The organism is Segatella salivae DSM 15606, assembly GCF_000185845.1.
Taxonomy (GTDB): domain Bacteria; phylum Bacteroidota; class Bacteroidia; order Bacteroidales; family Bacteroidaceae; genus Prevotella; species Prevotella salivae.
This window is the reverse complement of record NZ_GL629647.1, coordinates 2,423,667-2,444,046: the sequence shown is the minus strand read 5'-3', so window position 1 is coordinate 2,444,046 and position 20,380 is coordinate 2,423,667. Positions and strand designations below refer to the sequence as shown.

Genomic DNA, 20,380 nt, shown 5'->3' with positions numbered 1-20,380 from the left:
ACAATTGCAAATATCCTATACTTCAATTTAATTTTTCTTACGCTTTAATTTGCAAATTACAATGCAATCAACTAACTTTGCGAAATCTGAAATTAAATAAATTGTTAGTGTGTGTTGGATGCAAATTCAATGACATAACAAACACAATCACTCAACAACAAATATAAAATGACACTTCTAAAAAACATTATCCACTCTAAAGTACCAGAGGACTGGGGCATGTATATGCAAGATCTTGAGAAGAAACCTGCTATTACTCGCGTCAATCTGGCACTCTATAACAACGCCCCTTACAATGGATATCATCACCGGATTCAATTGTCAGTATGTTGCAAAGAGACTACAGAAAGCGGATTACCAAGCCAAGAAGAAAACACAACGCTTTGGAAAATAGAAGATGCTTTCATTGAATTACTGAAGCAAGTTGATGCCATTGATGCAGGTTTAGTGAAAGGGAATAATCGCTTAAACTTTATCTTTTATGTGAAGAAAGCAGGCGATGTAGGAAACAAACTCATTGGAAAGCTGAAAAAGTTATTTCCAGATTACGAGTTCAAGCTCGCTGAAAATGAAGACAAAGCATGGGAAACTTACTTTGGAACGCTATATCCTGACAAGTATGCTATGCAGGAAATACAGAACAACAAGGTATTACAGACACTGCAAGAACACCATGATAATTCCAACAAGTCACGCCCAATAGATCATTATATCTTCTTTAAGAATGAAGATTCTGCCAAGAATTTCATCACTGTTGTTGAGAAAGAAGGATTCAAAAAGACTTCACAGCGGTATGAAAAGACTGAAGAATATCCCGTAATGATTAGCGTTTCACGCGAAGATGTGCCCAATAACATCCACCATGTCACCTCATATCTATTAGACACGGCAGAGGCAGCAGGCGGTGATTACGATGGATGGGAGAGCCCTGTCGCTACAGATTGAGTTTAAAGGTGCACCACATGCACCTTTAAACTCATTTTTGTTATACCACCTTCTCATTGAAAACCACACCCATTTTGTAAGCATAAATAATCCATGAAATAATCTTTGATTAAATCAAAAAGAGCTATCTTTGTGCTTTAATCAATGAAAAATAAAGATATTATTACGTTAAACCTAAAATAATATGGAAAGAACCTGGAGATGGTTTGGCAAAAACGACAAGATAACCCTTGCCATGTTGAAAGAGATTGGCATTGAAGGTATTGTCACAGCCCTACATGATGTGCCACTGGGTCAAGTGTGGACACGAGAGAAAATCCATGAACTTAAAACCTACATTGAAAGCTTTGGCATGCGCTGGAGCGTCGTAGAGTCTCTTCCTGTGACTGAAACCATCAAGTATGGAGGCCCAGATCGCGACCAACAGATTGAAGTTTACAAGGAGAGTCTACGCAATCTGTCTGCTGAAGGCATTCATATCGTCTGCTATAACTTTATGCCTGTGCTCGATTGGGCACGTACAAACTTGTTGCATGAAAACCCAAACGGCAGCAGCAATCTTTACTTTTCTATCCCCGAATTTGCTTATTTCGACATTCATATCCTTAAGCGTGAGGGGGCAAAAGAGAGTTGGGCAGCCTTTAAAGTGCTTGGTCCTGATGGCAAACCCAATGGGCGTGACATCCTCAAAGAGGTTGATGCATTGGCCAAGACAATGACACCAGAGAAAGATCACGCCCTCGTTGAGAACATAGTCATTAAGACTCAGGGCTTTGTTAGTGGCAATTTCAAGGAAGGTGACAAGCATCCTGTCGCATTGTTCCGCAAACTTCTTGCCCTCTATGACGGCATAAGCAAAGACCAACTACGTGAAAACATGCGCTATTTCCTTAGTGCCATTATGCCCGTTTGCAACGAAGGTGACATGTATATGTGTGTACATCCCGACGATCCACCCTTTCAAGTCCTCGGACTTCCACGCATTGTGACGTGCGATGACGATATAAAATGGTTCTTGAATGCGGTTAACGACAAGCACAATGGCCTGACTTTCTGTGCCGGAAGCCTTTCAGCGGGTGCACAAAACAACCTACCAGAGCTTGCAAGAAAATATGCTAATCGCACTTGGTTCGTGCATTTGCGCAGCTGTTATGTGTTCCCCAATGGCGACTTTACAGAGGCAAGTCACCTCGGAGGCAGGGCAAACATCATTGAATTATGCCGTATTTTCGAGCAAGAAGAACAGCAACGGCGAGACAATCCCCATGTTGCGAGACTGCCGATGCGTGTAGATCATGGCATGACTATGCTTGGAGATGAAGATAAAGGCTATAATGCGGGCTATAGTTTCTTAGGCCGTATGTTTGCCATGGGACAGCTTCAAGGCGTCATTGCAACAGTAGATAACGAACAAGGCATAAGTTATCATCAACCGGGATTCTTCGATTAACTTCAAAATTTCTATCATCATGAGACTAACAACGCTATTAAATAGTCACTACAATGCCGCAGAATGGGAGAACAAAGGCTACGAACTACCTCGTTTTGACATTCAAGCTGTTCGCCAAAAGACCTTTGAAGAGCCTACGTGGATACACTTTGGAGGCGGTAATATCTTTCGAGCCTTTCCGGCAGCACTACTCAACGACGCCCTAAACTCAGGCAAATATGACCGCGGAGTCATTGTTGCTGAGACCTTCGACTATGAAGTTATCGACAAAGCCTATACACCTTACGACAATCTTTCATTGTTGGTAAGTCTGAAATCCACGGGAAAAATTGAAAAAAAGGTTATCGCCAGTGTCACCGAAGCCCTCAAAGCAGACCCTCAACTGCCTGATTGGAAACGACTGATTGACATCTTCTGCAACCCAACCCTGCAGTTAGTATCGTTCACCATCACGGAAAAAGGCTACAACTTCAATGAAGACGACCTTGCACGTGGACTGAACCCACAGCTTGCTTTGGGCAAGGTCACCGCTCTACTCCACGCGCGTTACAAAGCCGGAAGACTGCCTGTAACGCTCCAAAGCATGGATAACTGCTCACATAATGGTAGTAAACTCCAGGCAGGTGTATTCGCTTACGCCGAACGTTGGGCCAAAGACGGCCTCGTTTCCATGGAGTTTGTCAACTACTTAAAGGATGAAAGCAAAGTCACTTTCCCTTGGTCGATGATTGATAAGATTACTCCTCGCCCACATGCAAAGGTGAAAGCGCTGTTAGAAGCTGACAGATTTGAAGACAACGACTATATAGAAACGGCACGACACACGTTTACTGCGCCTTTCGTTAATGCCGAAGAAACTCAATATCTCATTGTAGAAGACCACTATACCAATGGCCGTCCGCCCCTTGAACTTGGCGGAGTGCTGTTCACTTCGCGTGAAACGGTCGACAAGGTAGAGACAATGAAGGTCACCACCTGCCTCAACCCACTTCACACTGCCATGGCTATCTTCGGCTGTTTGTTAGGCTATGACCTCATCTCTGCAGAGATTACAGACCCTGATATCCGTTGTTTGATTCAGAAAATTGGCTATATCGAGGCCATGCCCGTAGTCGTTGATCCGGGCATTCTCAATCCTTATGAGTTCATAGGTGTATTTATCAACAAGCGATTGCCTAACCCGTTCATGCCCGATACGCCTCAACGCATCGCCATGGATACGTCACAAAAGTTAGCCATCCGCTTTGGTGAGACAATCAAAAAGTATATCAAGCGCGGCTTAGATAAGTCAAATCTCGTCTTGATTCCATTGGTATTGGCTGCTTATGCACGCTATTTGAAGGGCATAGATGACGAGGGAAAGCCATTCAATCCCTCTCCCGATCCGTTGTTAAATGAACTTCAAGCCATGGTGTCACCACTTGAAATAGGTCATGAGAACCAAGATTTCAGCTGTTTGAAAGCACTCTTCAGCCGCAAAGATGTCTTTGGATTAGACCTTTATGAGGCTGGATTTGGGCCACAGATTGAGGCTGCTGTTAAAGCGCTCTTTGCCGGAAAGGGCAGCGTTCGCACTACTCTCCACCGCTATGTCATGGCAAGATAACGCCTGAAAAGAAACCATCCGCGCCGCACCTCCAAAGTAGATGTGGCGCGGATTGCATTTTATATTCCTACCTTATAATATAGAACACTCTTTCAATAGAAAGGAATGAAAAAACAATCTCACACAAATTATGCCGTAATATGGCATGAATAACGCGATGAAATGACGCAAATCATGCGGTAAAATGCCACAAACGACTCCGCAAATAACCTAACCATAACCATAAAACAAAAACAAAGCACGAAACAAAGGATTTTCCTTCTTTCATTCATCGCTAATTCCATGAGCCATAACATGAAAACAACAAGCATTTGAAATGGGGCAACCCATAATCCCATGACATTCAAATCACGATAAGAAAAGGCAAAATCGGCATCGCTGTTACGCCTCTTTTACCCATGAAATAACGCAACACAGCCGATAACAAAAAAGTGAAAACACAAAATTTATTAAATAATTAAAACAAAAACTTGCTTTTATCAAAACTTATTACTACTTTTACCACCGAAATAGTTGTGTGCATTTCCACCTATGTTCAACGCACTTTGTCTGACCATGAACGCTATCAGAAGACACAGAACGTTATCCGTCATTGGGAAGCACACCATGAATAAACTATCAATTCATGATTGAATGACCTATAAACCTAAGAAAAAAACAATCCATGACCGCATGAATCATGACGTCATGAACCAATATCAAGTCCATCGCATGCCACAAAAAGCATGACAATGGCAATGTAGGTAGTCCCAAAAGTCACACTCTCTAAATCTCTTGTTTACACTTTAAATTCGCTGAGAACTATCAAAACACAAATCAACATTATGAAAATCGCGCGATGCAACGTCACCGTTCTGCTGCTTATGGCTTGTGGTTTATGCTTAAACCTGAAAGCAAAAGGACACTTCCCCTATCAAAATGAGAAGCTGCCGACAGCCCAACGAGTGACTGATTTGCTTCGTCGCATGACATTAGATGAGAAAATCGGCCAGCTAAGGTGTATGCTGGCATGGGACTACTACATTCGAAATCGACAACAGATTGAACTTTCCGACACGTTCAAGAAAGACATTGCAGAAGGTAAAATCGGTATGCTATGGGCCACTTTCCGCGCTGATCCTTGGACAAAGAAGAGCTTAGAAAACGGATTAACGCCTTATCTGGCAGCGCAAACTGCCAACAAACTGCAGCAATATGCCATTCAAAACACACGTCTTGGCATACCCTTGTTCTTGGCAGAAGAGGCACCTCATGGGCACATGGCTATCGGAACAACGGTATTTCCAACGGGATTAGGGTTGGCAGCCACATGGAACAATACGCTCGCTGAAGCCATAGGACAGTGTATCGCGCGTCAAATCAGACAACAAGGAGCACATATCAGCTTCGGTCCTGTACTTGATTTGACGCGTGATCCACGTTGGTCTCGTGTGGAAGAATGTATGGGAGAAGACCCTGTTTTGACTGCCGTTATCGGTGCATCTATGGTGAAAGGACTCGGCGGAGGCAAGCATTCACAACCCCATGCGACAATACCCACGTTGAAACACTTTGTGGGTTACGGCACAACCGAAGGCGGACAAAACGGCTGTCAGACAGTAGGTGGACTGCGAGATGTATGCCAAAACTTCTTACTCCCATTTGAGAAAGCTATACAAGCTGGGGCAACTTCGGTCATGACTTCCTATAATTCACTGGATGGAGTGCCTTCAACGGGCAACCGATGGCTTTATGATGACGTGCTAAGGAAACGTTGGAACTTCTCGGGATTTGTGCTTTCTGACCTCTATAGTATTGACGGATTGTGGCACACCCACCATGTAACGCACACCTTGGCAGAGGCAGGTGGGATGGCATTAAAAGCCGGAGTAGACATAGATTTGGGTGGACGCGCTTATGCACTACTGCCAGAAGCCTTAGAGAAAGGATGGATAACAGAGCATGATATCGATTCAGCTTGCGCGCGAGTGCTACGCATGAAGTTTGAGATGGGACTCTTTGAACACCCTTATGTCAATGCCGCAGAGGCAAAAACGATTGATAACGAGGCCGACAAAGCCTTGGCATTGAAGGCCGCCCAACAACTCATCACATTGTTGAAAAACTCAAATCAGTGCCTGCCGCTACAGAGAAAGGCCAAAATTGCCTTAGTAGGACCGAACGCAAACAACGTATATAACATGCTCGGTGACTACACTGCACCGCAACAAGAAGGGCATGTGAAGACGGTGTTGATGGGACTTCAGACAAAGATTCCTGCGGCACAACTTCGCTATGTGAAAGGATGTGCCATCCGAGACACGGCAAACAGCAACATTGATGAAGCCGTTGCAGCTGCAAAATGGGCCGATGTTGTCGTTGCAGTTGTAGGAGGTTCGAGTGCACGTGACTTCAAAACAGATTATCAAGCGACTGGGGCGGCAATGGTAAATGCCTCAACTGTGAGTGACATGGAATCGGGAGAAGGCTATGATCGTGCGTCGTTGACCTTGACAGGACGCCAGGAAGAGTTGCTGAAAGCCGTCAAAAAGACAGGCAAACCGCTTGTCGTTGTCTATATAGAAGGCCGTCCTTTACAGAAAAACTGGGCGGCAACACACGCTGATGCCTTGCTAACGGCCTACTATCCCGGCCAAGAAGGTGGGCAAGCGATAGCCGATGTACTCTTCGGAGACATTAATCCTGCGGGACGATTGCCTATCAGTGTGCCCGTCAGTGTAGGCCAACTCCCTTGCTACTACAATAAACGCATGCCCTCACCCCATGACTATGTGGAGATGAGTGCAGCTCCCTTATATCCGTTTGGCTATGGACTGAGCTACACAACTTTCAGCTATGACAAGATGAGAACAGAGAAAACAGGGCGAAACGCCTATCGTATCTCGTTTGAAATCACCAATACTGGCGACACGGATGGTGAGGAAGTGGCACAACTTTACACGCATGATCAGGTGGCAAGTGTAGTGCAACCATTGCTTCAATTGAAGCACTTTAAGCGCATTTTTATCCCCAAAGGACAGACAAAATGCGTCACCTTCGACCTTGAACCCAAAGACTTCTCCCTCATTAATGCCGAGATGCAGTCTGTTGTTGAAGCCCGATCTATTGACATCGGCATAGGAGGTGCGTCAAACAAGCTACCACTTCATGCCGTCATACAGACCGAAGCTGAGACACTTTCACCACCATATAAATAAGAATGATAATGAATTTGAAGAAAATAATCTGTGCTATCGCAATGCTCATCAGTGCACATGGTGCCTTTGCACAAGGCGATGTGTATGAGCGTTCGCAAACCTATGAGTGGCCAACAGACCCTCTTGTGGTGAAGAAACTAAAGCAATGGCAAGACTTAAAGTTTGGAGTGCTCATCCATTGGGGGCTTTATGCTGTTCCAGGTATTGTGGAATCATGGTCTATTTGCGATGAAAACTGGATTACACGCGACACAACAAAGACCTACGATCAATACAAAGCATGGTATTGGGGCCTATCCAACACGTTCAATCCCACAAAGTTTGACCCCGAACAATGGGCCTCAACATTCGACAAAGCAGGGATGAAATATATGCTGTTCACAACAAAACACCATGATGGTTTCTGCATGTATGACTCTAAACAAACCGATTTCACGATAGCCCAACATGCTTTTCGCGACAATCCTAAACGCGATGTACTGCGCTATGTGCTTCAAGCTTTCCGCAACAAAGGCTTTATGGTGGGCGAATATTACTCTAAACCCGACTGGCATTCACAGGATTATTGGTGGGATGTCTATCCCATTAAACGCGGACGCAATGTTAACTATGACATCAAGCAATGGCCCTGGCGCTGGAACCGCTTTAAGAACTTTGTCTATGCCCAGACAGAAGAGTTGCTGCGAGACTATGGAAAGGTGGATATTCTGTGGCTCGATGGCGGATGGGTATGCAAGGAAAACGGGCAAGATATCAATATGCCACGCATTGCTTCGCGTGCAAGAGCACTGCAACCGGGCTTGATTATCGTTGACAGAACCATTCATGGACCTTATGAAAACTATCAAACCCCCGAACGAACTATTCCTGAACAACAGCTCAACTACCCTTGGGAAAGTTGTATTCCGCTGTCAAACGATTGGGGATGGGTAAAGAATCCTGTTTGGAAGTCGGCGACAAAGGTCATCAACACCTTGGTAGAGGTTGTAGCAAAAGGTGGAAACCTTGTGCTTGGCGTTGGGCCTACGGCAGACGGACGCATTCAAAAAGAAGCAGCATGTAGGTTGGATAGTATTGGACAATGGCTGAAACGCTATGGCAAAGCCATTTATAACACAGTGCCAACGCCCTATTATCAGGAAGGAAAGCTATGGTTTACAGCCGATAAAAATGGGCGTCAACGCTATGCCATCTACGCCCTTTCAGACGGCGAAGAAATGCCATCGACCCTGTCATGGCATACCAATGTTCCCAAAAGTGTTATGCTCCTTGGAGTAAACAAGAGGCTAAAAATGACAAAAACCAACGATGGGAAGGTGACCATTAAACTGCCAGAAGGGATGAAAGCAGAACCTTTCGCCTTGCAATTAAACCTATAATACAACACCATTACACGCAAAACACGCTATGAAATGAAGGACTTTAGCACACGATTTGACTCAAATGAGTTTATCGTTCGTGCGACAATAAAGTTTCATTGACCACAGACAATTTTTTAACGCTATATACAATATGCAAAACTCTAAACCTATTATTCAGATGAAACAATCGAAATGTTTTTATCAAAGTATTCAGAGAATATCTTTGATGGCCTTGTTTCTCTTGTTCACAGTCGTCACCTATGCTCAGAATTTCGTGGTGAAGGGCTGTGTAAAAGACCAGGCCGGCGAGCCTATTGCAGGCGCTACAGTGAAGATTTTAGGCACTTCTTCAGGCGGAGTCACTGATGTTGATGGCAACTATACTATCAAATGTGCGGCTTCATCAACGTTGGAGTTCAGCTACATCGGGTTCTCTACAAAGGCCATTGACGTGAAAGGCCGGAAGAATATTGATGTTGTCATGGACGAAGGAAGCCAGAACATTGATGAAGTTGTAGTGACTGCACTTGGTATTAAGAAAGATTCCAAGAAGTTAGGTTACGCAGTAAGCTCCATTGGAGCAGCCGATTTGAACCGTACAGGCTCTCCAAGCATTGCCACAGGTCTATATGGTAAGGCCTCAGGTGTAAGGATTCAGACCGCGCCTGGAGGCAATTCAGCCATCTCTGTCTCTGTACGTGGTTTGTCATCTATCACAGGTAACACCCAACCGCTATTGGTATTAGATGGTGTTCCAATTCACAATGGTAATGTAAACAACAATGACTATTGGTCAAACCAACGTATTGCAGCCAATGGTTTGGTAGACATCAACCCCGAAGACATTGAGAATATCTCTATCTTGAAAGGCGCTGCAGCGTCTGCTCTCTATGGTTCTGAGGCCGCAAATGGTGTTATTATGATCACGACGAAAACCGCATCAAGAGGCACAGGCACTCACATTGACTTCAATGCAAGCATTGGTTTTGACAAGGTTGCATATATGCCCGACATCCAAAAGAAGTTTGGTCCCGGCTATGATAACTGGGCATTAGGCGATGGAGAAGAAGCCGTTACGGGATTACGCAAGATATATAAGGACCGTGCAGGCAATACAATTACAACACCACGCCCTACAATTTACAACTATGGTCCAGCCTATGATTCAAGTAAATCAATAACCTATTTTGATGGAACTACACGTAATTATAGTCCGATCGACCACAACCAATGGGGTGATATCTTCCGTACGGGTGTGAATCAGAACTATAACATTGCGATAACAAACGGCACAGAACGTAACAATGTGCGTTTCTCTTATACGTATAATCAGACTCGTTCGATGCAGTATAACTCAGAAAACAGCCGTCATAACTTTAACTTGACGGGAGCTTTCGACGTTACCAACGACATCAAACTCAACTACTCAGTAAGTTATCAACCTCAACGCATCAAGAATAGACCTTATCGTATCAGCCGATTAACCAATAACTACTCGGGAATGTTTGGCGGATTTACAGATATTGCCTATATCCGCGACCACACAGTCACCAGTCTTGGCTACCTGAATGGTATTGCTCAGATTAATGGTGGCTCACCAAACACGATGACTCCTGACGAGACTTTCTTGTATAGTCCTATGGGATCAACCTCACTTATCAGTGAATATTTCTGGAAAGTATTCCGTAACAATGAGTTCGTTAACCACGAACGATTCATGGGAGCCGTTAATCCTACTTGGAAAATCATGGATGGTCTTACGCTCAGTGGACGCATAGCAACAGACATGACGACTGAAAAGATAGAGAATAAAGAATATACTTCAAATGCACATTCATTCTCTACCAACGGCCAATATGATGATGTTTACAAGCTTTCTAACAGCCGTTATCGCATCTATTACGGTGATATCATGCTGACTTATGACAAGACTTTCAACCTGAAACATAACATAACAGCCAGTGCAGGATGGACAGGTCGTCGTGAAGATTACTACATTTCAGCTGTTCGAACGAATCAAGGTTTGACACAAGAGAACTGGTTCAACCTCAACGCTTCAGTGGGAACAAAGGGTGCCGACATGGATAAACAGGATCAACTTCGCACAGGTCTCTTCCTCACCGGAAGCTATGGCTATGACAGTTGGCTCTATCTTGAAGGCACAATCCGCCAAGAAAAGACTTCAACCCTAAAGAAAGGAAACAACACTTTCTATTATCCTTCAGTCAGTGGTAGCGTTATTTATACAGAGTTATTAAAGGAAAAGAAACCTACTTGATGGGTTTATGGAAAGCTTCGCCTATCTTATGGTGTTGTAGGTAATGCTCCTTCTATCTACTTAGCCAATATGGCTTTCAGCCAAGGAACTATCACTCGGTCGAGCACTTACACTTACAACTTCGTACCAACCAATATCGGTAATGAGAGCATTAAGCCTGAACGTAAGCATGAATATGAACTCGGTCTTGAGAACAAATGGCTCAATAACCGACTTGGAATGGAGCTCAGCTACTACTACAATGACATTAAAGACCAGATTCTTACAACCACTTCGGCTTCATCAATGGGTGCAAAAAGCATGTTGATGAACGTGGGTGAGTTGACCAATACCGGTTTAGAAATCAGCCTTTATGGTACACCTCTCTTGACAAAAGACTGGAGATTAGACTTGAATTTCAATACCGCCTTCAACCGAAACAAGGTGAAGAAGCTCGCTGATGGCCTTGATGTATTGTCACACATGACATGTGATAATGGTGCAGCAAGCTTAGAATCACACGTTGGAGAGGCTATGGGTGACTGGTATGCATACACATATAAGACAGACGATAAAGGCAACAAACTTGTTGGAGCCAATGGTCTTTACATCACAGATACGTCTGTACGTCACAAAGTTGGCAATGCTATGCCTAAGGCTACAGGTGGTTTCGGTGGCATGTTAAGCTATAAGAACTTCGCACTTACATTCAACTTTGACTTCCGTATCGGTGGAGATGTACTCAACTTGCCATGGCAATATATGATGGATGCAGGTAATATCACCGATGCAGTTGGTGTTCGTGATGCTGCAACAGGTGGCATTTATTACTACAGTGATACTGATAAGGCAGAAGATAAGACTTCTATCCATGTTGTAAAACCATCTGATGTACCTAACTATAAGCGTGGAGAAACCAAGATAAATGGCCACTATGTATGGGACAACGGACTTATTCAGAAGGGTGTAAAAGAAGACGGAACACCGAATGATGTCGTAGTAACACAGTTCGAAGTGAATGATAGTCAATACGGATGGGGCACAGGTGCCACCCAGAGTTATGCCGATGCAATTCAAAAGAACAGCTATGTGAAGTGCCGCGAGATAACATTTGCATACACACTTCCGAAGCTACTTACGAAGAAGTTCCATTGCAACAATCTCACGCTTGCAGCCTATGTACGCAATCCATTCTATCTCTATCGCAGCTTGAAACTGTTTGATGCAGAGGCAACGGATGGTACAAACTGGATCTATCAGGCACAGATTGGCGGAACAACTGCCACTTCTCGTTCGTTCGGTTTAACGCTTCGTGCAAACTTCTAATATGAATATAGTAAATAAAGTAACAATATGAAAAAGATATTTGGATTAGCCTTAGCAGGGCTTACACTATTGACTGCAGTGTCGTGTAGCGATTCTTCATTCAATTCTAAATACGAAGATCCGAGTAAAACCTCAACCGTTGGCGTGCCACAGGTATTTACTGGAATCCTCTATAAAGGCAATAATTGGATGAATCCCGCGTACTATCGCTATTATGTTCAATCGACAACATCAGGCTTTTACTCTGGAGTTATTGGAAATGCCAATAGTCGTGGCCGATTCAGAGGAGCCAGTGAAGGATATTATAACACGCGTTGGCAGAACTTTTATGACATGCTAACACAGTATCGTTTGCTTGAAGACAACTACAATAAGCTTGAAGAAGCTCAGCAGCCTTCAAACAAAATATTCCTCTTACTCGGTCGAACCATCATGCAAGCACAGCTTCATGAAATGCTTTCTATATGGGGAGATGTACCCTATACAGGTGCTTCGACAATATGGAAAACAAGTAACTATGCAGACGCTAAGGCAAAAGACGTATTCGATAGCGATGTAGAAACCTACAAAACAATTCTAAAAGACTTGAAAGAAGTAGGTGATTATTTCGCAGCGGGCAATCTCAATGCCACTGGTTTGGCTTCATTGAAGCGCCAAGACTTCACAGTTGCTGATGGAAAAGCAGACATTTGGCAACGCTATGTAAACTCACTTCGTCTCCGCATTGCCCTCCACTTAGCTACCCATGGCGAATGTGTCAGCGATGCAAAGGCTGCTATCAAGGAAATATTGGAGAATCCTTCAACCTATCCTTTGATTGACGACAACAGCCAAAATCAAGGCGTCGCTGCCGATACTCAAACCGATGAATTCAATTATGGCAAGAGCGTTTCTCAGGCACTCAGCGGTAATGGCAACTCTTCTGGCTCTCAAACCATGCTCGATGCAATGAATGTTGGCGCAAATGGCTACCCTAATGCCAACACCGACCCACGCTTGCCACTCATCTACGACCCTAATCCTATGGGACGATATGTGGCTTATGACGTCAGCAAGAGCAGCACAGAAATCTCTGATTTGGCTACAGACAGTATCAAGGTTTATCAGAGTTTGGGAATCAAAAGCGCTAATTACTACTGCGTGATTGACTCACAAGCTGTGCAAGGTTGGGCTACTTATCAAGGTAATGAGCATCTAACCTTCAGCTGGATTAATGCTGCTGAAGTTAGTTTAAGCAAGGCTGAATGTTACCTGAATGGCTATGGTGTGGCAGCAAATGCAACCAAGGCTAAGGAGTGTTTCGTTCAAGGTGTGGCACAATCATTCGAATATTACAAGAATCTTAAAACCAAGAGCACCCTCTACAAGGCTGTTGATGCTACACATTTCAACGATAGTTATGGTGGCAAACGTGTGACAAAACTACCTACAGAAGCACAGGCTATCGCTTATGCTAACAGCATTTGGGATGGAAGTGAGAAGGTTGTTGCAACACAATTGTGGTTGAACTTCAGCTTCACAAATGAGTTAGAAGCGTGGAATGTGGTACGCCGCACGGGCTTCCCAAAGGTTACTTTCGCCACCGATGCACAGGCAAGCAGCTATCCAACGCCTGCATATCGTCTGCCTTATACCAGCGATGAGCTCACCTACAACGCCGAAAACGTTCAGGCTGTCATTGCAAAGAAGTATAAAGAGCCAACGGGTTATTACACAAAACTCTTCTGGGCAAATCCGCAAGACTATTATAATATGGTTACTTCTCACTAATATTTGAGCATACCATTCATTCAAAAGAAGCATCAGGGCTTGGCTCTGATGCTTTTTTATTGTCCAAAACCTTTTCCCTTCTGGAGGAAAGCACAAGGCAGCGGCATCTCTTTGATGACGAGGACCTTACGACATGGCATTTTAAAAGCTATGAAAACATGCGCTAAAATGAATGAAAACTCACGGCAATAAGATAGTAATTGCGCCCCCATCTGCCTGCGTTTACAAAAGAGCCGAAAGGAAAACACTTTTTTGATAAAACTTGTTTTGCCACCACTTTCATGCGCTATAAAGAACAATGGCAAATCAACCTCCTGATTTGGAGCATAAAACAACAAAAAAGAATGTGGCTCAAAATGATTGCCTTACATGCACCATTCGAGCCACAAACAAATGAATAATCTTGTATTGACACACTACGTCAATAAGTTTTCGAAATCATTCGAAAGAAAAGCTATTGCACAAGATTGATAAAAGAATTAGATTTTTCCAACCAAATCAATACTTGGCTTCAAGGTTTTTCCACCCTTCTTCCACTTTGCTGGACACACTTCACCATTGTGAGTGGCTACAAACTGAGCAGCTTCTACCTTTCTTACAAGCTCATCGGCATTGCGTCCGATGTTATTATCCTGAATCTCTGCTACCTTAATCAGTCCTTCTGGGTTTACGAGGAAAGTGCCACGATAAGCCAATCCCTCATCTTCTATATACACACCAAAGCCACGGCTCAAGCTACCTGTTGGGTCACCGAGCATCGTATACTTGATTTTCTTGATGGTTTCTGAAGCATCATGCCATGCCTTGTGCACGAAATGAGTATCTGTGCTGACTGAGAATACCTCTACACCCATCTCTTTCAACTGCTCATACTTGTCTGCAAGGTCCTCTAACTCAGTAGGACAAACAAACGTAAAGTCAGCTGGGTAGAAGAAGAACAAAGCCCATTTGCCTTCGATATCTTTGTTTGAAACGGTTTTGAACTCACCATTTTGGAATGCCTGCACGCAGAATTCGGGTGCGTGTTGATTGATAATTGGTTCCATATTATTTTCTTATTAAATGAATTATTATATTTGTCGATGCAAAGATAATGCTTAAACTATTTTGTTCCAACAGATAAAACCTATCGCACGATAGATAATATCTTTTCTACACGACAAATCCTTGTAGATATCGATAATATGCAACCAATCCCTACCTCCCAACTTTTCTTATTACACTCTGTTTTTTTTTCGGTTTGCAGTCTACGACACCTCACGAGCCGCAAACGAGCAAAAATCAACAAGATTTATTCTTCCCAAACTGCATTAGCAGTATTATCTATGGAATCATTATCCTCAAAATCAAACGTATTATGCTTTGACAAAGCATTCCCTGGGTCTGCAGGTGTGTCGTCAAATGACAAATCACACAAGTTTGATTCGATATTAACAGCTATCGCTTTCGTACAAGGGGTAACATATTTCTTCTCCATCGTCTGTTTAATTTTTAATATTTCGTTAAATAAAGTTATTATGCTATATTGTTCGTTTTATAGCGTCTCTATTTCTATCAATCCTTTTTTAAGGGATATTTATCCTTAGAAAACATAAATAATAACGTTAAGTCATGAAACATATTGCCTTCCCTTTATTTTTTTTTGCAACTTTTGATAAGAATATCTCTATGTATCATGTCGTCATTTCGTAAACGTTTGCGTTTATTTTATAGGTTCGAAGGCGAACAAGTTTATGAGTTTCCTTGTATTTTTGTCAATGACAAGCAAATGAATATCCAAAACATTAAACCTAATCAATATGAAACAACTCCGTTTAATACTTGTCATCATCCTATCAGTATGTTGGGTTGGCTCGTGGGCAAAAGGCGAACAAACCATCACTATCAATGGTTTGACCATTGGAAAAAGTGCAAAGAAAATCACGTTTTCTGGCGAAAAAGCAATGATTGTCTATGCCGATGGTAGCAAACAGACCGAGAACATGGGACTGATTCAGTTCTCTTTTACCTATTCTACGAATGGCGGCATTAAGAAAATTGAAACTGCTGGCCAAAAGTTGGTAGACACTCGGGTATACAATATCAATGGACAATATGTCGGGACAACGCTCAATGGTTTATCAAAAGGCGTTTACATCGTCAATGGGAAAAAAGTGGTTGTGAAATAAATAAAATCAACGTAAGCAAATGAAAAGACTTTTTTATAAGAGCATTCTGCTCTCCCTGCTCCTTGCTTGGACAAGTATGGGCAGCTATGCGCAGTCGTGGGACTTTACTTCTATACCGACTTCAGATGAAGAAAATCTGAAAGTCGACACCGAAAACTGGAAGTATGATAGTACAAAGAAGCGTTATTCCTATAACCAAGTTATCACCGATGGTGAACTCATGGCCAATAAACAGGTGCTCACCATGATGCAAGGACTACATTTTACAGCCAAGACTGCCGACAAGATTAGAATAGATGCTGGCAAGGAATTGCAGCTCAATGGAAAAGATGTCGTGCTAACCATCCTCGGACTCAAGGCTGGTCAGCAAGTGACTATCGTCTATGCATCGGCAAGTAAGAAGGAGGCACGCACGTTAAGTCCATCCAATCTTTCCGACATCAAAGGCTTTGAGAAGGTAAACGGAGCGAATAAACACACCGGAACAGGTACTGTGACAGCCAATGGCAGCGTGACTTTCACCACAACCGATGGCGGAATCAACATTTATTCGCTCAAGCTGACGGGCTCATTGAGTGACAATAAAAAGGAAGAGCCAGGCGGAACGCTCAGCGCAGACCATTCCGTAGCTTTCTCAACCACCCAAAATCAGGCCATCATCACAACGAATAAAGGCGAAACAAAATATTATAATACGCAAGAACTAAGTGATATTTCCATTGACGATGACAATGAAAAGGTTTCTGTTAATAGCCCATCATTCAGCGATGTATATACTCATTTGGTTACAAATATCGTCTTTTCTAAGGCCGCTGAACAAGGAAAAGGTGGCGAAATCGTAGATAAAGGCGTGACCATTACAGAAGCAAAGGGTTGGTTGGAGAGTGCCTATGCCAAATGGAAGCCTGTAAATGGCGCGCAAACCTATCAAGTTTACGTGAAAGGAGGACAGCATGAAGGCTACACAAAGATTGATAAGGAATTGATTCGAGCCTATAGTGATTATATCAGAGCCGACATTCCCGGACTCAAAGTGGGCACCTATGCCTTGAAAGTTGCAGCTGTAAAAGATGGAGTTGAATATCTTTCAAGTGAAGTAACAGGCCTGCAAGTAAAAAATTATAGCCGTGAAGGCTTCGCTCATAAAGACTTTTCTGGGGTTGGCGCCTATAACAATGACGGCACCTTGAAGTCTGGCGCGGTGGTCATCTATGTAAATAAGGATAATGCAAAGACTGTTAGTGCCCAGTTGGGCAGTGGGAAGTTTACAGGCCTTCAAGCCATTTTGAATGCTTATCAAAAAGGAAATGTCACTACGCCATTAGCGATAAGGGTGCTTGGATTAATAAAAACAGGACAGACCGACACTTTTGAGAGTAGTGCAGAAGGTATCCAAATCAAAGGGAGAAAAGCCAATAGTGAACTCAATATCACGATTGAAGGAATCGGAGAAGACGCTACTATCCACGGCTTTGGTTTCTTAGTGAGAAACGCCAAGAGTGTAGAGTTTCGCAACTTAGGCATCATGCGTGCCATGGACGATGGCATATCACTCGACACAGACAATTCAAATATTTGGGTTCATCATATTGATGTGTTCTACGGAAAGGCTGGAAGTGGCGACCATGCAAAAGGAGATGGTGCCATTGATGTGAAGTCAAATTCAAGATTTATCACCATAGATCACTGCCATTTTTGGGACACAGGCAAGTCAAGTATGTGTGGAATGAAGAATGAAACTGGCCCAAACTACATCACCTATCATCACAACTGGTTTGATCATAGCGATTCGCGTCACGCCCGCATCCGCACAATGAGTGTGCATCTTTGGAACAATTTCTATGATGGTTGCGCTAAATATGGCATCGGAGCAACCATGGGAGCAAGCGTGTTTTCAGAGAAAAATTACTTTAGAGCCACGAAAGATCCCATCTTAATCTCTAAGCAAGGAACTGACCGAAAGGGAACAGGCACTTTCTCGGGAGAGGCAGGCGGTATGGTAAAAGAATTTGGAAGCCTCTTTACCGAGCAGGGGGCTGGAAGTAATTACACCCCTATCACGTATGCGGCTGATAACAAAAGCTTCGACTTCTATCAAGTGGCCACGCGCGAAGAGCAGGTTCCTTCTTCCGTGAAGTCACTTGAAGGTGGAAACACTTATAATAACTTTGACACCAATGCCTCACTGATGTATTCCTATACGCCTGATGCAACTGTAGACGTTCCCTCACAAGTTACGGGCTACTATGGGGCAGGACGACTCAATCATGGCTCGCTTCAATTTAAGTTTAATAATGCAATTGAAGACAGCAACTATGCGCCTATCCCAGCATTAGAGTCACTCTTAGACAACTATACCGGTGAGTGAGAGAACCATTATATTTTACGTGTGTGTTAAGCTCAATTTCTTTATGCTTAACACACACCTTCGTTAAGTTATAAACGAAGCATGAATGACACCTTCGTTTCACGAAAATAACACAAAGATTCCTTTTCCCTTTCAAACCTTTTATATAACTTTGCCGCATCATAAATGTTCAATCACCATAAATGCAATACGGCAATTCGATTCTATCTCTCAATAGCTACCGCACATTCATTAGCATCATCCTTCTTTGTACCGCATTAACGTGCTGGGCAAATCCATCGCCCACGGAGCTAATGAATGCCACCGACAGCGTTGAAAACACCACCGATAGTATAGATATTCCCACAAATCACAACACAAAACAACATAACTTCCTAACGAATAGTTCGCTGTCGATAACTGGACTGCCGTGGATTATGGCTGGAATAGCACTGAGAAACGAAAGGAAAAACATCAGAGAACTACGCAATAAGTTTCAACCCCACTTTCATCATACAGCAGACAACTACACACAATTTGTTCCACTCGCACTCACTACGGGGCTGAAATTAGCAGGAGTTGAAGGACGCAGCGACACAAAACGCTATCTCGTCAGCGGCACTGCCTCGTTTGCTATCATGGCAACCTTAGTTCAAGTGCTAAAAAGTTCCACCAAAGAACTCCGTCCCGATGGCTCATCCTACAACTCCTTCCCCTCTGGCCACACCGCAACAGCTTTCGCGGCAGCGACAATTCTCCACAAAGAATACGGAATGACACGCAGCCCCTGGTATAGTGTTGCTGGCTATATGCTCGCCACAGCCACGGGATGCATGCGCGTTTTGAACAACAGACACTGGGCGAGCGACACCTTTTCGGGCGCAGGCATTGGCATTTTGTCAACCGAACTGGGCTATACCTTGGGAGATTTATTATTTAAGAACAAAGGATTGCTGCATCCTGAAAAAGATGATAAACCCAACTTCTACACCAATCCTGGCTTCTTCAACATCCAAATGGGAATCGGATTGACCGAACAGCAATTAGATATCATCGAACATCTTCTTGTGTTGCAAAAGCACGATGACATGTTGAAACGGAAACTAAACCTTTCAAAAGGCATTGCAGTCGGCATCGAAAGCGCATATTTCTTAAACAAATATCTTGGCGTTGGCGGGCGACTCATGATCACATCACGCAATGCCAATGGCTTTGATGCAAACGCATTATATCCTAAAGACTACATCAAGCAGACCTCAACCTTTGGCTTTTTAGACAGCTATACCCTAACCATCCAATCCAACCACATGGCAGAATTTAGCTGGAGCGGCGGACTTTACCTAAACTATCCCATCAGCAAAGGTTTCACCTTAGGCTCAAAACTGCTTATCGGCAGAAGCTATTTGGACGGCATATCCGTCACCGCAGAGGCAAAAGGACATCAGCAGGATATCGAAATTAAATATGAAAGCCAACACAAACAGGCGATTCCGATATTTGAAATAAAAGGAACACCACAACCCAATGGAGCGCCCTATTACAGCAAATGGGACTTTCTAAAAGTAGACGGCAACGATGCGATGCTCTTTGGCACAGGCCTTTCTGCAACCTTCGCCTATAAATCAAGAATCGCATGGAAGGTGTTTCTCGACTATAATTTCGCCCATCGCACCTACAGAACAACTTATGCACCCACCCTCTTCCTTAAAGATGCCAGTCAAACGATGACACTCAACGGAGAAATCATTCAGCACGTCGCCGACTATGTCATCCCTTACACGGTATCACAAAAGAAAGGCAGCGCACAAACCATTCTTGGAGCGGCCTTCTCCATCTGCTTCTGAAACCAACCTTCACCATCTAAAAAGTCGTTTGCGGGCTTCCCGCAAGTGCCAAATCCTTTAAAAAGCGATTTGCGGGAGGCCCGCAAGCACCAAATCCTTTAAAAAACAA

Annotated in this window: 12 protein-coding genes and 1 pseudogene; 11 read left to right on the top strand and 2 right to left on the bottom strand. The window is 43.5% G+C overall.

Features of this window, described 5'->3' with window-relative positions; genetic code table 11:
- Nucleotides 1–168: 168 nt before the first annotated feature.
- The 8 genes and pseudogenes from HMPREF9420_RS09570 (at nt 169) to HMPREF9420_RS09540 (ending at nt 13,912) form a co-directional block, all read left to right on the top strand.
- Entirely contained in the window at nt 169–945 is a 777-nt protein-coding gene (locus HMPREF9420_RS09570; protein WP_007135451.1) for a DUF695 domain-containing protein, read from the top strand.
- A 184-nt stretch (nt 946–1,129) separates the two neighbouring features.
- The gene (gene uxuA, locus HMPREF9420_RS09565) at nt 1,130–2,395 is read left to right on the top strand and encodes a mannonate dehydratase (protein WP_007135450.1); all 1,266 of its coding nucleotides are present in this window, start codon (nt 1,130–1,132) and stop codon (nt 2,393–2,395) included.
- A gap of 19 nt (nt 2,396–2,414) precedes the next feature.
- Nucleotides 2,415–4,001 (top strand): mannitol dehydrogenase family protein, encoded by a 1,587-nt coding sequence (locus HMPREF9420_RS09560; RefSeq protein WP_007135449.1) that lies wholly within the window; start codon nt 2,415–2,417, stop codon nt 3,999–4,001.
- A gap of 824 nt (nt 4,002–4,825) precedes the next feature.
- Nucleotides 4,826–7,198 (top strand): glycoside hydrolase family 3 N-terminal domain-containing protein, encoded by a 2,373-nt coding sequence (locus HMPREF9420_RS09555; protein ID WP_007135447.1) that lies wholly within the window; start codon nt 4,826–4,828, stop codon nt 7,196–7,198.
- Between the two features lie 8 nt (nt 7,199–7,206).
- On the top strand, nt 7,207–8,577 hold the full coding sequence (locus HMPREF9420_RS09550; protein ID WP_044079211.1) for an alpha-L-fucosidase: 1,371 nt from the start codon (nt 7,207–7,209) through the stop codon (nt 8,575–8,577).
- A 160-nt stretch (nt 8,578–8,737) separates the two neighbouring features.
- Complete coding sequence (locus HMPREF9420_RS14960; RefSeq protein WP_315969393.1) at nt 8,738–10,837, top strand: SusC/RagA family TonB-linked outer membrane protein; 2,100 nt, start codon at nt 8,738–8,740, stop codon at nt 10,835–10,837.
- Nucleotides 10,838–10,861: 24 nt separating this feature from the next.
- Nucleotides 10,862–12,142: pseudogene (locus HMPREF9420_RS14955) on the top strand (TonB-dependent receptor domain-containing protein); the annotation flags it as partial.
- Between the two features lie 27 nt (nt 12,143–12,169).
- Nucleotides 12,170–13,912: a SusD/RagB family nutrient-binding outer membrane lipoprotein gene (locus HMPREF9420_RS09540; protein WP_007135443.1), complete on the top strand. Its 1,743-nt coding sequence runs from the start codon at nt 12,170–12,172 to the stop codon at nt 13,910–13,912.
- A gap of 479 nt (nt 13,913–14,391) precedes the next feature.
- Here HMPREF9420_RS09540 and ahpC read toward each other — a convergent pair whose 3' ends face one another.
- Both ahpC and HMPREF9420_RS09530 read right to left on the bottom strand, forming a co-directional pair.
- Entirely contained in the window at nt 14,392–14,958 is a 567-nt protein-coding gene (ahpC, locus tag HMPREF9420_RS09535; protein WP_007135441.1) for an alkyl hydroperoxide reductase subunit C, read from the bottom strand.
- Between the two features lie 245 nt (nt 14,959–15,203).
- Nucleotides 15,204–15,389 carry a hypothetical protein gene (locus HMPREF9420_RS09530; RefSeq protein ID WP_007135440.1) on the bottom strand — a complete coding sequence of 62 codons (186 nt, stop codon included), beginning with the start codon at nt 15,387–15,389 and terminating at the stop codon, nt 15,204–15,206.
- Nucleotides 15,390–15,711: 322 nt separating this feature from the next.
- On the opposite strand from HMPREF9420_RS09530, the gene HMPREF9420_RS09525 reads away from it, so the two are divergent.
- The 3 genes from HMPREF9420_RS09525 to HMPREF9420_RS09515 all read left to right on the top strand — a co-directional run bounded on the left by HMPREF9420_RS09525 (nt 15,712) and on the right by HMPREF9420_RS09515 (nt 20,271).
- The gene (locus HMPREF9420_RS09525; protein WP_007135439.1) at nt 15,712–16,080 is read left to right on the top strand and encodes a hypothetical protein; all 369 of its coding nucleotides are present in this window, start codon (nt 15,712–15,714) and stop codon (nt 16,078–16,080) included.
- Between the two features lie 19 nt (nt 16,081–16,099).
- Nucleotides 16,100–18,448, top strand: a complete 2,349-nt coding sequence (locus HMPREF9420_RS09520; protein WP_007135438.1) for a pectate lyase family protein — start codon at nt 16,100–16,102, stop codon at nt 18,446–18,448.
- Nucleotides 18,449–18,630: 182 nt separating this feature from the next.
- Nucleotides 18,631–20,271: a phosphatase PAP2 family protein gene (locus HMPREF9420_RS09515; RefSeq protein WP_007135437.1), complete on the top strand. Its 1,641-nt coding sequence runs from the start codon at nt 18,631–18,633 to the stop codon at nt 20,269–20,271.
- The last annotated feature ends 109 nt before the right edge of the window (nt 20,272–20,380 follow it).

What these genes read in the sequence shown, in the direction of transcription:
- HMPREF9420_RS09570 (WP_007135451.1), top strand. Translation starts at nt 169, where the DNA reads ATGACACTTCTAAAAAACATTATCCACTCTAAAGTACCAGAGGACTGG.
- uxuA (WP_007135450.1), top strand. Translation starts at nt 1,130, where the DNA reads ATGGAAAGAACCTGGAGATGGTTTGGCAAAAACGACAAGATAACCCTT.
- HMPREF9420_RS09560 (WP_007135449.1), top strand. Translation starts at nt 2,415, where the DNA reads ATGAGACTAACAACGCTATTAAATAGTCACTACAATGCCGCAGAATGG.
- HMPREF9420_RS09555 (WP_007135447.1), top strand. Translation starts at nt 4,826, where the DNA reads ATGAAAATCGCGCGATGCAACGTCACCGTTCTGCTGCTTATGGCTTGT.
- HMPREF9420_RS09550 (WP_044079211.1), top strand. Translation starts at nt 7,207, where the DNA reads ATGAATTTGAAGAAAATAATCTGTGCTATCGCAATGCTCATCAGTGCA.
- HMPREF9420_RS14960 (WP_315969393.1), top strand. Translation starts at nt 8,738, where the DNA reads ATGAAACAATCGAAATGTTTTTATCAAAGTATTCAGAGAATATCTTTG.
- HMPREF9420_RS09540 (WP_007135443.1), top strand. Translation starts at nt 12,170, where the DNA reads ATGAAAAAGATATTTGGATTAGCCTTAGCAGGGCTTACACTATTGACT.
- ahpC (WP_007135441.1), bottom strand. Translation starts at nt 14,958, where the DNA reads ATGGAACCAATTATCAATCAACACGCACCCGAATTCTGCGTGCAGGCA.
- HMPREF9420_RS09530 (WP_007135440.1), bottom strand. Translation starts at nt 15,389, where the DNA reads ATGGAGAAGAAATATGTTACCCCTTGTACGAAAGCGATAGCTGTTAAT.
- HMPREF9420_RS09525 (WP_007135439.1), top strand. Translation starts at nt 15,712, where the DNA reads ATGAAACAACTCCGTTTAATACTTGTCATCATCCTATCAGTATGTTGG.
- HMPREF9420_RS09520 (WP_007135438.1), top strand. Translation starts at nt 16,100, where the DNA reads ATGAAAAGACTTTTTTATAAGAGCATTCTGCTCTCCCTGCTCCTTGCT.
- HMPREF9420_RS09515 (WP_007135437.1), top strand. Translation starts at nt 18,631, where the DNA reads ATGCAATACGGCAATTCGATTCTATCTCTCAATAGCTACCGCACATTC.